We start from the raw sequence: 15,255 nt of genomic DNA, 5'->3' as shown, positions 1-15,255 counted from the left end.
GCCGCTGAATGGCTGGCAGACGAACTAGATCGGTAGGAGGTCGACCCAGTCCAGGAACGGCAACGCACCGGTCGCCTGCAACGCCGCGAGTCCCAGCCACACCGAGAGGATCGTCACCACCGGGCCGACGATCGCCATCTCCACCACGCCGCCGGTCTTCATGCGCATGATCTTCGGCGGCGCCACCGGGAACCACGTCTTGCCCATGATCGGGATCGGCCACAGCATCGGGCAGCCCTGCTCGGTGATCGCGTCACCGATGTAGTGCGCGAAACACCCGACGCCGACCGCGATCCCGCACGCCGCGGCGGAAGCGTTCGTCTGCGAGGTCCACGCGATCATCGCCCACGTCACGCCCGCGGACACGACGGTGATCATCAGCGCGTCCTGCTTGGGGTTCCAGTCGTTCAGGATCCCGCGCACCGCGAGGCCTGCGAACACGAACATCAGCGCCGGCAGCGCCCACTTCTGGCTGTTCTGCACGACTGCGGTGGTGAACAGCGCCGCGAGAATCGCGAAGACGAGCGTGTGTGTGAGACCGCGATGCCCGCCGTCTCGCTTGGAATCCCTCTTCAGGCGTGTTGTGCGGTAAACGAAGCTGCTGACCACGTTGATGCCGGCCGACAGCCCGCCGCTCAATGCTCCGAACGTGCGCGAGATGGTCGATCCGGGGTGGTCCAGGTCCGGCAGAAGTGCCGCTCCAGTAGCGAGAACCGCGCCAACGGCCCAGCTCTGCGGTGAGAGCTGGCCGATCGGGTGACTCGACGCGAGTGCGGTGACAGCGCTCCAGGCGAGCAGCCCGCTCATCGCATGTGTTGGCCCAGTTGACACTTACGCCCCTTCTAGTGATCACCCGATGGTCGGAACAGTAGCCGTAGGTATCAAGCGCCAGAGCCGAAACTCCATATGTCCGGACAACTGATTCCCTTCCGAAGGAGCACGGACATGGCGCAGGTTTGGCTCATCACCGGCAGTTCCCGCGGCATCGGCCGCAAGACCGCGGAAGCCGTGCTCGCCGCCGGGCACCAGGTCGTCGCCACCGCACGCAACCCGCGCGATCTCGACGACCTCGTCTCTCAACACGGCGACCGGGTCAGATCTGTTGCACTGGACGTGCGCGACACCGCGCAAGCCAGAGAGGCCGTCGCGACCGCGGTGAGGGAGTTCGGCCGGCTCGACGTCGTCGTGAACAACGCCGGCGCAGGTCGCGTCACGTCGATCGAGGAGTGCTCGGAGGCGGACTTCCGCGACCAGCTGGAGATCAACCTCATGGGCGTCGTCAACGTCACCAAGGCCGCACTGCCGGTCCTGCGCGGCCAGCGGTCCGGCCACTTCCTGCAGGTCGGTTCGACCGCGGGGCACATGGCGTTCGGCGGTGGGCTCGCCCCGTACGTGATGTGCAAGTTCGCGCTGCGCGGCTTCACGGAGTCGCTGGCCGCCGAGTGCGCGCAGTTCGGCGTCAAGGCCACGATCGTCGAGCTCGGCGGCTTCCAGACGGACTGGACCGGCCCCTCTCTGGTGGTGACCGAGCCGGGAGAGGACTACGTTCCGTCTGTCGGGGCCCTCCTCGACATGATGCGTGGCGCGCACGGCAACATGCCTGGTGATCCGGCCAGGGCCGCGCGGGTCATGCTGGACGTGGTAGCCATGGACGAGCCTCCGCTGAGTCTTCTGCTCGGCAGTGACGCGGTGGACATGGTGCGCATGGCGGACCAGGCACGAAACGCTGAAATCGACAAGTGGGAGCACGTGAGCCGGTCGACGGACTTCGATCTTGAGAGCGCCTGAATCGGTGTAACCAGGGTCGCAGGCACACCCGAGCGGTTTACCAGTACGCTTGTCTTGCTTGCATCGTCGCGAGAGGAGCGCCCGGAGTTATGGGCAAGATCAAGGTTCAGGGCACCGTCGTCGAGCTCGACGGCGACGAGATGACCCGGATCATCTGGCAGTTCATCAAGGACAAGCTGATCCACCCGTACCTGGACGTCACCCTTGAGTACTACGACCTGGGCATCGAGCACCGGGACGCCACTGACGACCAGGTCACCATCGACGCCGCCAACGCCATCAAGAAGCACGGCGTCGGCGTCAAGTGCGCCACGATCACGCCGGACGAGGCGCGCGTCGAGGAGTTCGGCCTGAAGAAGATGTGGGTCTCGCCGAATGGCACGATCCGCAACATCCTCGGCGGTGTCGTCTTCCGCGAGCCGATCATCATCTCGAACGTCCCGCGTCTGGTCCCGGGCTGGACGAAGCCGATCATCATCGGCCGTCACGCGCACGGTGACCAGTACAAGGCCACCAACTTCAAGGTGCCCGGCGCCGGCAAGCTCACGATCACGTTCCAGCCGGAGGACGGCTCGGACCCGATCGAGCACGTCGTCACCGAGTTCCCGGCGGAGGGCGGTGTGGCGATGGGCATGTACAACTACAACAAGTCCATCGAGGACTTCGCCCGCGCCTCGTTCTCCTACGGCCTGCAGCGGGGCTACCCCGTCTACATGTCCACGAAGAACACGATCCTGAAGGCCTACGACGGCGCCTTCAAGGACATCTTCCAGCGCGTGTTCGACGAGGAGTTCAAGGCGGAGTTCGACGCCAAGGGCCTCACCTACGAGCACCGCCTCATCGACGACATGGTCGCCGCTGCCATGAAGTGGGAGGGCGGCTACGTCTGGGCGTGCAAGAACTACGACGGTGACGTCCAGTCCGACACGGTCGCGCAGGGCTTCGGCTCGCTCGGCCTGATGACGTCGGTCCTGATGACGCCGGACGGCAAGACGGTCGAGGCCGAGGCCGCGCACGGCACCGTGACGCGCCACTACCGCCAGCACCAGGCCGGCAAGCCGACCTCCACGAACCCCATCGCGTCGATCTTCGCGTGGACCCGTGGCCTCATGCACCGCGGCAAGCTGGACAACACCCCCGAGGTGATCCGCTTCGCCGAGGCGCTGGAGGAGGTCGTGATCGAGACGGTCGAGGCCGGTCAGATGACCAAGGACCTCGCCCTGCTCGTCGGCCCGGACCAGGCGTGGCTGACCACCGAGGACTTCCTCGGTGCGCTCGACGAGAACCTCAAGAAGAAGATGGCGTCGTTCTGAGTCCGACTCTGGCGTTCGCCTGATTCACGTAGTTCTGAAGGCCACCCCGGTCACGCCGGGGTGGCCTTTCTCGTTGCGCGTCACCCGGTCGGTTCCTCTTGCGGGTGGTTGCCGCTTCGAGCCCTCCACGGGGCCTTCGCAGCCGCTATATCTGCAGCTCCAGAGGGAATTGAGCACAGTGCAGTGCGGGCAGTGCGCTATTGGGAGGCTTGCCATGTTGGGTGTTCCCGTCCGGGGCATGATCGTGATTGGCGTGCTGGGCATCGCCGGTGTCATGTACGTGGCCAACGGCGGCAAGCCGATGGGCAGCGAGAAGGGCCCGCAGATCTGCAAGGTCACGGTGACCGCGGACATCCTGAACGTCCGGTCCGGTCCCGGTGACATGCAGCCGATCGTCTCGACGATGCAGCGCGACGCCGTGGCCGACGCCCAGGCGCGGGTGGAGAACGGGTACCGGATGCTCAGCGATCGCCGCTGGGTCAGCAGCCAGTTCGTCGCGCTGACCAGTGACTCGACCTGCACGTGAGGATTGCTCCGAAAGTTCGAGGGGTTTCCCGGTTGGGAAAGCCCTTTCCACCGCTGGGTGGCCCTCCTTAGGATTGATCCGGCTGGACTAGGCAGGACGGCCCAGAACGCGCCGCCACGTGTTCGAACTGCGTTGCGGCGAAGGGGCGTATCCAGGTGGCGGTCACGGGTTCCGTGGTGTCCGACCGCAGGCGTGAGCTGACGGTGCTGCGGCATGCGCTGGAGGAGGCCGCGGTCGGCGTGCCTTCGGTGGTGTGCGTCGAGGGCCGGGTCGGCATGGGCAAGACGTCGCTGCTGACCGAGACCGTGCGGATGGCTCGCGAACTGGGTTTCGCGGTGTTCCGCGCGCAATGTTCGGTGTCGGAGACCGGGTTCCGGTTCGGCGTGGCCGCGCAGCTCTTCGAGAGCGAGGCCGACGAGATCCTCGACGGTGACGCGGACCAGGCCGCGATGCACCGGCTGCACCGGCTGGTGCGCGAGATGGCCGCGGGGTCTCCGGTGCTGCTCGCGGTGGACGACGTCGAGCAGGCCGATGCAGCGTCGTTGAACTTCCTGTCCTACCTGCGAAGACGGTTGGGCGAGCTGCCCGTGGCCGTCGTCGTGACGCGGGGGCTCGCTGTCGACGCCACGCCGTTGCTGCGCGAGGTGGTCGGTGAAGCTACTCGCGTTCGGCTCGCCGGCCTCGACCAGGCGGCGTGCGGCCGGTTCCTGCGGACGATCTTCTCGAGCGGGGTCACCGACGAGGTGGTCACCGACTGGCGCGTCGCCACCTGCGGCAACCCGTATCTCCTCGGTCTGCGTCCTCGCGACCTGGGCGAACGGTCGAGCGAGCTGGTCGCGCGGCTGGCGCAGGCAGGGCCGCAGGTGGTGGCGCTGGCGCGGGCGTTCGCGGTGCTCGGCGAGGCGGATCTGGCGTTGGCCGGCGCGGCGGCCGGGCTGGGGCCGCGCGAGGCCGTCGACGCGTCACGGGCGTTGAGCGGCTTGGGTTTCGCGGGGGTGCCGATGGTGCTGACGACGTTGGCGCAGAGCACCACCGCGTTGGACAGGGCGGCGATCCACGCGCGGGCGGCGCGGTTCCGGCACGACGACCAGGCACCGGTCGAGGACGTGGCCGCGCAACTGCTGGAGGCGGCGCCGATCGGCGAGGACTGGGTGCGGGACGTGCTGCGCATCGCCGCCCGACGGTCCACTTCGGACTTCGCGATCGCCTGTCTGCGCAGGCTCTTGCGCGAGCCGTTGCCGGACGACCTGCGTGGCGAGGTGCTGGTCGAGCTGAGCGAGGCGCAGTCGCTGGTCGATCCCGGTGCGGCGATCGCGTCGTTGAACAAGGCCGCGAGCGCGTCGATGGACGTGCTCGCGGAGGGGCGGATGGCGTTGCTGCTCGCCTACGACCTGGCCGGGCGGCGGCTGTACCGGGACGGCGTCGCGAAGGTCGAGTCGGTGATCGCGCGGGTGTCCGGCGTCGACGCGGATCTGGCTCAGCGGCTGGACCTGTACGCGTTGTCGCTGGGGTTGGAGGAGTCGTTCTTCTCCGGTGAGGTGGAGACCCGGATCGCGCGGTTGTCCGGCTCGCGGATGACCTCCGGGCGCAACGAGCGGTTCCTGAACACGTTGCTGGCGTACCGGGGTGCTTGCGTGGGTGCGAATCCCGGCGAGACGCGGCGGCGGGTGCAGTCGTCGCTGCCGTTGCACATCGGACGTGACCTGATCGACCAGTTCTCGTTCGCGCACCTGATCGTGGCGTTGATCGGCATCGACGAGTACGAGCAGGCGGATCGCCAGTGCGACGAGGCGCTGCGGGTGACGGCGGAGCGCGATCTCGCCGTGTGCGCGGCGATGGTGCAGGGGCTGCGGTGCCACGTGGCGCGGCGGCTGGGGTCGTTGCCGGACGCGGAACGGCTCGGCATGACGTCGCTGGAGAAGCTCGACGCGTTGGGCGCCAACCAGGACGGCACCGTGGTGATCACCGTCGCCGGACTGGTCGGCGCGTGGGTGGACACCGGTGACATCGCGTCGGCGTTGCGGCTCGTGCGGGAACGCGAGCTGGACGGCGAGCTTCCTGAATACGCGCACTACCACGCACTTCTGCACCAGCGCGGCCGGCTGCACATGGCTTTGGGTGACCCGGTTTCTTCTTTGCGCGACCACCTCGACTGCGGCCGGCGGATGGAACGGCGTGGAGCGCGCAACCCGGCGTTGCAGCCGTGGCGTTCGCACGCGGCGTTGGCGCACTTGGCTTTGGGGGAACGGGATCACGCTCAGCGGTTGGTCGCGCAGGAGCTGGAACTGGCGCGGGACTGGGGCCTTGCGGTCCCGATCGGCGTGGCACTGCGAATTTCCGGTGTGGTGACGGGGGATGTCGCGTTGCTGGAAGAAGCCGTGTCGACGTTGCGGACGTCCTCTGCCCGTCTGGAGCTGGCGCGCGCGTTGGTCGACTGGGGTGTGGTGCTGCGAGCTGCCGGGCGCGGTCCGGAGGCGCTGGCGGCGTTGCGGCAGGGGCACGACGTGGCGAAGAAGTGCGGTGCGATCCCGTTGATGGGCCTGGCGGCACGGGAGCTGCGCGCGGCGGGCGGTCGTCCGGCTCGAACGCCGTCGGGTTCGGTGCTGACGGCACAGGAGGAACACATCGTGCGCCGGGCCGTGCACGGTCTGACCAACAGGCAAATCGCAGCGGAGTTGTTCGTGACGCCACGAGCCGTTGAACTCCACCTGACGCGTGCGTATCGAAAACTGGGAATTTCCGGTCGCCGGGATCTGGCGGCGGCATTGGAAAAGGCCGGCGCGTGAGGGCGGCGCCGGCCTTTTCCGCTCAGGGTGTCACTTGATGACGACGATGCCCGACGCGACGATCTTGCCGTCGACCTTCTTGCCGTTCACGTTGACCGACGCGCCGACCTTCAGCTCGCCGGAGATGACGGTCTTCTTGACGTCGTAGTCCACGTCCACGGTCGTGGAGGCGTCGATCCTGACCTTGATGGACTTGCCCTTGACGACCGCGACGACCTCACCGGTCACGTTCGCCGAAGCCTCGGCCGACTGGCTCGTGGCCGGCGCGGCGACGGCCTGGGCAGCGCCACCGAACAGCACGGCGGTGGCGGCGAGACCGACGAGAACACCCTTGATCGCGTTCATTTCTTCTCCTTGATGCTTCGTGCTTTGGGGAGATTTCCTGGGCCCGGTGAAAATCTGGCCGACGGCGATCCGCACGTTCAAGAGGCGGGTTTTACTTGTTCGTGTTCACCGAAATGCCGGTTTGCATTGGTCAACGGCTTCGGTGGCGTGTGGCAAACTTGGGGGCATGCTGCGGAACATGTTTCGGTGGGGCCGGGGTAAGGCCGTCACGCAGTGCTCCTGCACGCCCGAGTGGCAGGGCCTCTACACCGAGATCGACGGCCAGCGTCAGCTGGCGCTGCCCCGCGACGAGATGGCGACCCTGGTGGGGTACCTGGACCTGACCGCGCACTGCGCGGGCTGCGGCGCCGAGTACCCGAAGCCCTGGGGTCTGGCCTCCAAGTAGGCTCCTCCGTCGTGCTCACGGTCTCCACGATCAACGTCAACGGTCTGCGCGCTGCCGCGAAGAAGGGCTACCTCTCGTGGCTGGCCAGTTCTTCGGCGGATGTGGTGTGCCTGCAGGAAGTGCGCGCCGAACCGGCCGAGCTCGCAGCCGACGTCCACTCACCCGCCGGCTGGTACGGCGTGTACGCGCCGTCGTCGCTGAAGGGCCGCGCGGGCGTGGGCATCATGTCGCGCGTTGAGCCGACATCGGTCCGTGTGGGCTTCGGCACCGCGGAGTTCGAGTCGAGCGGCCGCTACGTGGAGATCGAGCTGCCGGACGTCGTCGTGGGGTCGCTGTACCTGCCGTCGGGCGACGTCGGCACCGAGAAGCAGGACGAGAAGGACCGCTTCATGGCGGCCTTCCTGCCGTACCTGGTGTCGTTGCGCGAGAAGGCGGCCGTATCGGGCCGTGAGGTGCTCGTCTGTGGTGATTGGAACATCGCGCACCGGGCTGAGGACCTGAAGGCCTGGAAGACGAACCAGAAGTCGTCAGGGTTCCTGCCGTACGAGCGCGAGTGGATGTCCTCGGTCTTCGCCTCCGGGTACACCGACGTGATGCGCTCCCTGCACCCGGACGCAGTCGGGCCGTACTCGTGGTGGTCGTACCGCGGCAAGGCCTTCGACAACGACTCGGGCTGGCGGATCGACTACCAGGTCGCCACCGACGGGTTGGCGGCTCGGGCTCAGAGCGCGGTCGTCGAGCGGGCCGCGACGTACGCCGAGCGCTGGTCGGACCACGCGCCGGTCACGGTCGTCTACGGGGACTGACGGCGTTTCCTGCGGCGCCAGAAGTGGCGGAGCGCCAGCCCGATCGCGACCAGCCCCAACGGCCCGAAGAAGATCGGCAACTCGAACGGGTAGTCGCCGTGCCCTTCGGTGGTGAACACCTCGTGCGGGTCGCCGAGATCGAGTGCGCGGATCCGGTCACCCTGCTTCAGCATTCTCGACATGGCGTTGCGCACGTGGACGTCGGTGCGTGTGAGCGTTCCGTCGTCGCTGATGAACGTCCCGGAGCGGCTGTAGCAGCGGGAGGCAGCGCACTCGGGCACGTTGTCGACCACGTACGTGCCGGGCGTGCCGATCTCGAACGCGATCCTGGTCGCCTTCGGCAGCGCCGGCAGGCTGAAGGCCAGCATCAGCACGCCGATGAGGAGCGCCGCCGCCGCGAACCAGCGATGCCGATCGGCTTCCGTGTCGTCGTCAGGGGCGGGGAGGAACCCGTCCGTCACAGCACACCTCCGGCACTTCAACGCTGACCGGCGCGTGGTCGTTGCAGTACTCCGACTGACCCAGTCCGACCAGCCTTTACCGCTCTCGTCCCCCGCCTGACGGCTCGATTTCACCTGTCGGCTCATCGAACCTGAACATGATTCACCATCGATGAGATCGGGGCGGCTCATGACGGGTTTCAGCAGGCGTTCGTTCCTACTGGCGATGGGTGTGGGCGCGGCGGGCGTGCCGTTGCTCGACTCCCAAGCGTTTGCGTCGACGGCGGGCACCACGCTCGACGTCACGGCGGCGCCGATCGGTGCCGGCGGCTACCGCAGGCTCGCGGCCGGGCCGGGGTGGCCGACCGTCGTGCGCAGCGATCTCGTGCAGGCCAAGGCCGGCAGGGAGGCGCGCCGTGCAGCACTAACGAGCTTCGTGCAGTTCTCCGACATGCACATCTGCGACGCGCAGAGCCCGCTGCGGTTCGAGTACCTGCACCCGATCATGGGCTCCAGCGCGCACCGGCCACAGGAGACGCTCACCGCGCAGGGCTCCACGTCGTTGGTCAAGCGCGTGAACGCGGTCCGCAACGGGCCGTTGACCGGCCGGCCGTTCGACTTCCTCATGACGACCGGCGACAACACCGACAACCACGAGCACATCGAGCTCGACTGGTTCCTCACGGTCCTCAACGGTGGCCGGATCACGCCCAACACCGGTGACAGCAGGTACGAAGGCGTGCAGAACGCGGGCATCAGCACGTTCTGGCAGCCGGACCTCAGCGGCGCGGACGACTACAAGGCGAAAGGCTTCCCGCAGCTGCAGGGGCTCCTCGACGCGGCCGTAAGAGAGTTCAGCAGCCCGGGCCTGAACATCCCCTGGTACGCCACGATCGGCAACCACGACGACAGTGTGGTCGGCGCGCTGCCGGATGGCCTCCTCGACAGCTGGTACACCGGGCGCAAGAAGATCGTCGGGTTCGGCGACCCCGTGCAGAACGCCAAGGTCGCGAAGGCCTTCAACGACCCGAAAGCTCTCCCCGAAGCGTTGGCCATCATCGCGAACGGCGGCGTCGTCCGGACCGTGACGCCAGACAGTCGACGACGGCTGTTCACGACCGGTGAGTACGTGCGCAAGCACTTGCCGACGGGCGGACACGGCTACACGGAGGCGAACGCGGACGGTGTCGACGTCTTCTACACGTTCCGGATGGCGCCGGGCGTGACCGGGATCAGCATGGACACGACCAACCTCGCCGGGTTCTCCGAAGGCTCGATCGGGCTGCACCAGCTCAACTGGATCGAAAAGACCCTCAAGCGCAACAGCTCGCTCTACTACGACTGGCTCGGCAGGCCCACACGGCAGAACGTCACCGACGAGCTGTTCGTCCTCTTCAGCCACCACACATCCAAGTCGATGGGCAACGTCCTCCCGGACCGGCGGCGACCGTTGGACCCGCGGATGAACGGCGACGCGCTCGTGAACTTGCTGCACCGGTTCCCGAACGTGCTGGCGTGGGTCAACGGTCACACGCACCGCAACGTGATCACGCCACACCGGCACGACACGCCCGGCAGGAGCTTCTGGGAGATCAACACCGCCGCGCACGTCGACTACCCGCAGCACGCCCGTGTGATCGAGGTGGCGGACAACGGCGACGGCACGTTGTCGCTGTTCACGACGCTGTTGGAGGCTGACGCGCCGTACCAGGTGGACTACGACGACAGGTCGGACACGGCGGTGGCGAGCCTGTGCCGGGAGTTCACCTACAACGACATCCACTCCCGAACGAACCCGCTCGGCACGCCCCTGGACCGGAACACGGAGCTGCTGGTCAGCGTGCGCTGATATGGGATGTGCCACATCCTGATCCGCAAGATCAGGAATTTACGCGGCCTAAGGTCGTTGACGTGGCAGTGGACATCTCGCTAACCGCACCGCAGCCCCGGCCGAGCGCGGCGGCCATGAGGCGTGCGCTGCGCCGGGCTGCGGACGGCGCTGTGCTCGACGCGACCGAGGCCGCCGTGCTGTTGCACGCGCGCGGCGACGACCTGGACGCGTTACTCGTCGCGGCGGGCAAGGTGCGTGACGCGCACCTGCTCGCCGAGGGGCGTCCCGGGATCGTCACGTACAGCCGGTCGGTGTTCATCCCGCTGACCAGGCTGTGCCGGGACCGTTGTCACTACTGCACGTTCGCGACCGTGCCGCACAAGGTGCCCGCCGCGTTCCTGGAACGCGACGAGGTGCTGGCGATCGCGCGGGCCGGTGCGGCGCAGGGGTGCAAGGAAGCGCTGTTCACGCTCGGGGACCGGCCGGAAGACCGGTGGCCCGCCGCGAAGGAGTGGTTGGAGGCGCGCGGTTACGAGTCCACTTTGGACTACGTGCGGGCCAGCGCCATCGCGGTGCTGGAGGAGACGGGTCTGCTCCCGCACCTCAACCCCGGCGTGCTGAGCTGGGAGGAGCTGACCAGGCTCAAGCCCGTCGCGTCCAGCATGGGCATGATGCTGGAGACCACGGCCGAGCGGCTGTGGAGCGAGAAGGGCGGGCCGCACTACGGCAGCCCGGACAAGGAGCCCGCGGTCCGGTTGCGGGTGCTCACCGACGCCGGCCGCGTGAACGTCCCGTTCACCACCGGAATCCTCATCGGGATCGGCGAGACCATCGCTGAGCGCGCCGAGTCGCTGCTCGCGATGCGGCAGGTCGCCAAGCAGTACGGGCACATCCAGGAAGTCATCATCCAGAACTTCCGCGCCAAGCCGGACACGGCGATGCGCGGCATGCCCGACGCCGACCTGACCGAGCTCGCGGCGACGATCGCCGTTGCGCGCCTGGTGATGCCGTCGACCACGAGCGTGCAGGCGCCGCCGAACCTGGTCGGCGAGGAGTTCGACCTCATGCTGCGCGCCGGCGTCGACGACTGGGGCGGCGTCTCGCCGATCACGCCCGACCACGTCAACCCCGAGAAGCCGTGGCCGCAGGTCGACAAGCTCGCGGAGATCACGCGTGAGGCCGGTTTCTCCTTGCAGGAGCGGCTGAACGTCTACCCGCGCTACGTCCGCGCGGCGGCGGGGCAGTGGATCGACACCCGGCTCACCGCGCACGTTTCCGCGCTGTCGTTGGAGAACGGCCTCGCGAACCCCGACGCTGAGGTCGTCGGCCGGGAGTGGCAGGAGCCGGACGGCGGGCTGGACACGTTCGGGCGCGCGGATCTCAACACCGCGATCGACACCGAAGGCCGCACGGGCGACCGGCGAGGTGACTTCGACGAGGTCTACGGCGACTGGGACGAGCTGAAGATTCCCGTTGCGCCGCACCGGCTTCCCGAAGACGTCCAACGTGGACTGAAGATCGCCTCGAACGATCCGGCCGCGTTGCTCGACGACACCGACGCAGCGATGGCGTTGCTCACGGCGGACGGCGCCGCGTTGGAGGAGATGACGCGTCTCGCGAACGAACTGCGCCGCGAGGTGGTGGGCGACGACGTCACGTACGTGGTCAACCGGAACATCAACTTCTCGAACGTCTGCTACGTCGGTTGCCGCTTTTGTGCCTTCGCACAACGGGAACGCGACGCGGACGCGTTCCGGCTCTCGGCTGACGAGGTCGCGGACCGCGCGCAGGAGGCGTGGGACGCGGGTGCCACCGAGGTCTGCATGCAGGGCGGCATCGACCCCAAGCTGCCGGTCACCTACTACGCGGATGTCGTGCGCACCATCAAGAAGCGTCTGCCAGAGATGCACGTGCACGCGTTCAGCCCGATGGAGATCGTCTCCGCCGCGGCGAAGGCGGGCGTGAGCGTGCGCGAGTGGCTGACGGAGCTTCGGGAGGCGGGACTCGACACGATTCCCGGTACCGCCGCCGAGATCCTCGACGACGACGTGCGGTGGGTGCTGACCAAGGGCAAGCTGCCGACCCAGACCTGGCTCGACGTCGTGAGCACGGCCCACGACCTGGGCATTCGCTCGTCGTCGACGATGATGTACGGCCACGTGGACCACCCCGGCCACTGGCTGAGCCACTTCCGCGTGCTGGCCAAGCTGCAGGACCAGACCGGCGGGCTCACCGAGTTCGTCGCGCTGCCGTTCGTGCACCGCAACGCCCCGATCTACCTCGCCGGCGTCGCGCGCCCCGGCCCGACCCGCCGCGACAACCGCGCCGTGCACGCGTTCGCGCGGTTGGCGTTGCACGGCCGAATCGACAACATTCAGTGCTCCTGGGTCAAGCTCGGCGACGAGGGCACCGCCGAAATCCTCAACGGAGGCGCAAACGACCTGGGTGGGACGTTGATGGAGGAGACCATCAGCCGCATGGCGGGCTCCGAACACGGGTCCGCGCGTACTGTGCGTGAGCTTGAAGCCATGGCTTCGCTCGCAGGGCGTAACGCCCGTCAGCGGACTACGACATATGGGCGAGTGCGAACCGATCAACAGTGACCGATAGTCTGTTTCGGCGCATCGACGCTACCGGCCTTCGGTAGCTTGGCGGCCAATCAGTCAGCAAGGTTCACCCTTCCGGGGTGGACCTGTGCCTTGGGGAGGCTCGGCAAGTGCACGGCATGAGTCTGGTACTGAGCGCTGCGGTTGAGAGCAGCATGACCGGTACTGCTGCGGGTCCCGTGGGCCTGGTCGCGGTCACAGCCGGCGTCGGCGGCCTGGTGTACGGCCTGGTGAAGCGCCGCAAGCCGGCCACCATCCCGGCGGCGAACCAGCGCATCGACCTGGCGCCGCAGGACACCGCGCAGAACTGATTCACCCGGTCTGAGAAGATTTCGTCCGTGTCCACGGAGAACGCACCCACCAGTCGCCCCCGAGTGCTGTCCGGCATCCAGCCGACCGCAGGCTCGTTCCACCTCGGCAACTACCTGGGCGCGGTGCGGCAGTGGGTGGCCCTGCAGGAGGACCACGACGCGTTCTACTGCGTCGTCGACCTGCACGCGATCACCGTGGAGCAGAACCCGAAGGAACTGCGCCAGAACACCCGCGTCTCGGCCGCGCAGCTGCTGGCGCTGGGCATCGACCCCGACCGCGCGACGCTGTTCGTGCAGTCGCACGTCCCGGAGCACGCCCAGCTCGGCTGGATCATGCAGTGCCTGACCGGCTTCGGCGAGGCGTCGCGCATGACGCAGTTCAAGGACAAGTCCTCGCGCTCCGAGAACGCGGTCGGCGTGGGCCTGTTCACGTACCCGATCCTGCAGGCCGCGGACATCCTGCTGTACCAGGCGCACTACGTGCCGGTCGGCGAGGACCAGCGCCAGCACCTGGAGCTGACCCGCGACCTGGCGACGCGCTTCAACTCGCGCTACGGCAAGACGTTCCGGCTGCCCGAGGCGTACATCGTCAAGGACACCGCCAAGATCTACGACCTGCAGGACCCGACCGCCAAGATGAGCAAGTCGGTCCCCGGCGGCGTCGTGGAGCTCCTGGAGGACCCGAAGCGCTCGGCCAAGAAGATCCGCTCGGCGGTCACGGACACCGGCCGCGAGATCATCTTCGACGTGGAGAACAAGCCGGGCGTCTCGAACCTGCTGACGATCTACTCGGCCCTGACCGGCCGTTCCGTCGAGTCGCTGGTTGTTGACTACGACGGCAAGGGCTACGGCGACCTGAAGAAGGACCTCGGCGAGGTCTTCACCGAATGGGTCACGCCGGTCCAGGAACGCGTCCGCATGTACCTCGACGACGTGGCCTCGTTGGACAAGATCCTCGCTCGCGGCGCCGAGCGCGCCCGCGAGGTCGCCTCGGTCACGCTGCGCCGCTCGTACGAGAAGATCGGGTTTGTTCTGCCCGAGTAGTGCACTTGCACTAGCGTCTTCACCGTGGACAAGTGGCGGCGGAAGTACGCGTGGCTAGACCACATCATGCTGGCGTACGAGCGCTACACCGCGCAGTACGGCACGCACTACGCAGCCGCGGTCACGTACTTCAGCGTGCTGTCCCTCGTACCGATCCTGATGATCGGTTTCGCGATCGCCGGCTTCGTGCTGCAGTCACAGCCCGACCTGCTGGCCCAACTGCGCTCCGCCATCGCCGAGGCCGTGCCGGACAAGGACCTGCGCGAGCAGATCAACGAGGCCGTGAACACCGCCCTGGACTCCAAAGGCACCGTCGGCATCATCGGCCTGCTCGGCGCGGCCTACTCCGGCCTGGGCTGGATGAGCAACCTCCGCGACGCGCTGACCGCGCAGTGGGGCCACGCCAAGGAGAACCTGCCGTTCCTGGGCACGTTGTGGCGCGACCTGCTGTCGTTGGTCGGCCTCGGCCTGGCGATCGTGCTGTCCTTCGGCATCACGGCGGCCGGGTCCTGGTTCGCCGAGGAGATGCTGGAGTGGCTGGGCCTGGAGAACGCCGGATGGGCGCACGCCCTGCTGCGTCTCGGGACGATCATCCTGTCGCTGCTGGCGAACTGGATGGTCTTCCTGTGGGTGCTGGCCCGGCTGCCGCGCAAACCGGTGGGGTGGCGCTCGGCTCTGCGCGGCGCTTTCGCTGCTGCCATTGGCTTTGAGGTGTTGAAGCAGGCCGCCACGGTGTTCTTGTCGTTCGTCACCTCGTCTCCGACCTCGGCTGCTTTCGGGTCGGTCATCGGTGTGCTGGTGTTCGCGAACCTGGTGGCGCAGTTTTTGCTGTTCATCGCGGCTTGGACGGCTACTGCTCGGGAGAACCGGGAGCCCGAGGTCGTTCCCGCACCGCCGCCCGCTGTCATCCAGCCCGTGGTCTCGGTCCGGTCCGGGCCTTCGCCTTCGTTGATGCTCGGGGCTGGGGCAGTGGTCGGGGCTCTGCTCGGGCTCCGGTGGCGGCGCCGGTAGTTGCTCACGTGGTTGGGCGGTCCTTAGACGGGCTTTGGTTGCGTCATCGCCGCTTCGCGACGA

General features: G+C 67.6%; 14 protein-coding genes. 11 read left to right on the top strand and 3 right to left on the bottom strand.

What is annotated here, in order from left to right; all coding sequences use genetic code 11:
• Positions 1-24 precede the first annotated feature (24 nt).
• Positions 25-831: a metal-dependent hydrolase gene (locus tag LFM09_RS30315; protein ID WP_414099996.1), complete on the bottom strand. Its 807-nt coding sequence runs from the start codon at positions 829-831 to the stop codon at positions 25-27.
• A gap of 114 nt (positions 832-945) precedes the next feature.
• Here LFM09_RS30315 and LFM09_RS30310 point away from each other — a divergent pair, with 114 nt between their 5' ends.
• The 4 genes from LFM09_RS30310 to LFM09_RS30295 all read left to right on the top strand — a co-directional run bounded on the left by LFM09_RS30310 (position 946) and on the right by LFM09_RS30295 (position 6,413).
• Complete coding sequence (locus LFM09_RS30310) at positions 946-1,788, top strand: SDR family NAD(P)-dependent oxidoreductase (protein ID WP_414099995.1); 843 nt, start codon at positions 946-948, stop codon at positions 1,786-1,788.
• Positions 1,789-1,877: 89 nt separating this feature from the next.
• Positions 1,878-3,101: an NADP-dependent isocitrate dehydrogenase gene (locus tag LFM09_RS30305; RefSeq protein ID WP_414099994.1), complete on the top strand. Its 1,224-nt coding sequence runs from the start codon at positions 1,878-1,880 to the stop codon at positions 3,099-3,101.
• A gap of 238 nt (positions 3,102-3,339) precedes the next feature.
• On the top strand, positions 3,340-3,627 hold the full coding sequence (locus tag LFM09_RS30300) for an SH3 domain-containing protein (RefSeq protein WP_414099993.1): 288 nt from the start codon (positions 3,340-3,342) through the stop codon (positions 3,625-3,627).
• Positions 3,628-3,782: 155 nt separating this feature from the next.
• Positions 3,783-6,413 (top strand): AAA family ATPase, encoded by a 2,631-nt coding sequence (locus tag LFM09_RS30295; RefSeq protein WP_414099992.1) that lies wholly within the window; start codon positions 3,783-3,785, stop codon positions 6,411-6,413.
• A gap of 30 nt (positions 6,414-6,443) precedes the next feature.
• Here the strand turns inward: LFM09_RS30295 and LFM09_RS30290 are convergent, their stop codons facing one another.
• Positions 6,444-6,758: a hypothetical protein gene (locus LFM09_RS30290; RefSeq protein ID WP_414099991.1), complete on the bottom strand. Its 315-nt coding sequence runs from the start codon at positions 6,756-6,758 to the stop codon at positions 6,444-6,446.
• 166 nt (positions 6,759-6,924) lie between these two features.
• Between LFM09_RS30290 and LFM09_RS30285 the strand changes: the two genes are divergently transcribed.
• Positions 6,925-7,143: a hypothetical protein gene (locus tag LFM09_RS30285; protein ID WP_414099990.1), complete on the top strand. Its 219-nt coding sequence runs from the start codon at positions 6,925-6,927 to the stop codon at positions 7,141-7,143.
• A gap of 11 nt (positions 7,144-7,154) precedes the next feature.
• Entirely contained in the window at positions 7,155-7,949 is a 795-nt protein-coding gene (locus LFM09_RS30280) for an exodeoxyribonuclease III (protein ID WP_414099989.1), read from the top strand.
• Here LFM09_RS30280 and LFM09_RS30275 read toward each other — a convergent pair.
• On the bottom strand, positions 7,937-8,410 hold the full coding sequence (locus tag LFM09_RS30275) for a hypothetical protein (RefSeq protein WP_414099988.1): 474 nt from the start codon (positions 8,408-8,410) through the stop codon (positions 7,937-7,939). The two genes, LFM09_RS30280 and LFM09_RS30275, sit on opposite strands and share 13 nt — an antisense overlap.
• Before the next feature lie 169 nt (positions 8,411-8,579).
• On the opposite strand from LFM09_RS30275, the gene LFM09_RS30270 reads away from it, so the two are divergent.
• The 5 genes from LFM09_RS30270 to yhjD all read left to right on the top strand — a co-directional run bounded on the left by LFM09_RS30270 (position 8,580) and on the right by yhjD (position 15,192).
• Positions 8,580-10,238: a TIGR03767 family metallophosphoesterase gene (locus LFM09_RS30270; RefSeq protein WP_414100127.1), complete on the top strand. Its 1,659-nt coding sequence runs from the start codon at positions 8,580-8,582 to the stop codon at positions 10,236-10,238.
• A 62-nt stretch (positions 10,239-10,300) separates the two neighbouring features.
• Positions 10,301-12,823 (top strand): bifunctional FO biosynthesis protein CofGH, encoded by a 2,523-nt coding sequence (locus LFM09_RS30265; RefSeq protein ID WP_414099987.1) that lies wholly within the window; start codon positions 10,301-10,303, stop codon positions 12,821-12,823.
• A gap of 122 nt (positions 12,824-12,945) precedes the next feature.
• Positions 12,946-13,137 (top strand): hypothetical protein, encoded by a 192-nt coding sequence (locus LFM09_RS30260; RefSeq protein ID WP_414099986.1) that lies wholly within the window; start codon positions 12,946-12,948, stop codon positions 13,135-13,137.
• A gap of 27 nt (positions 13,138-13,164) precedes the next feature.
• Entirely contained in the window at positions 13,165-14,181 is a 1,017-nt protein-coding gene (gene trpS, locus LFM09_RS30255; RefSeq protein WP_414099985.1) for a tryptophan--tRNA ligase, read from the top strand.
• A 24-nt stretch (positions 14,182-14,205) separates the two neighbouring features.
• Positions 14,206-15,192: an inner membrane protein YhjD gene (gene yhjD / locus LFM09_RS30250; RefSeq protein WP_414099984.1), complete on the top strand. Its 987-nt coding sequence runs from the start codon at positions 14,206-14,208 to the stop codon at positions 15,190-15,192.
• Positions 15,193-15,255 lie beyond the last annotated feature (63 nt).

It is taken from the genome of Lentzea alba (genome assembly GCF_047445655.1).
In the GTDB taxonomy this organism is placed as follows: domain Bacteria; phylum Actinomycetota; class Actinomycetes; order Mycobacteriales; family Pseudonocardiaceae; genus Lentzea; species Lentzea alba_A.
Note: the sequence above shows the minus strand (reverse complement) of the source record. Positions and strands in the feature narration are given on the sequence as shown.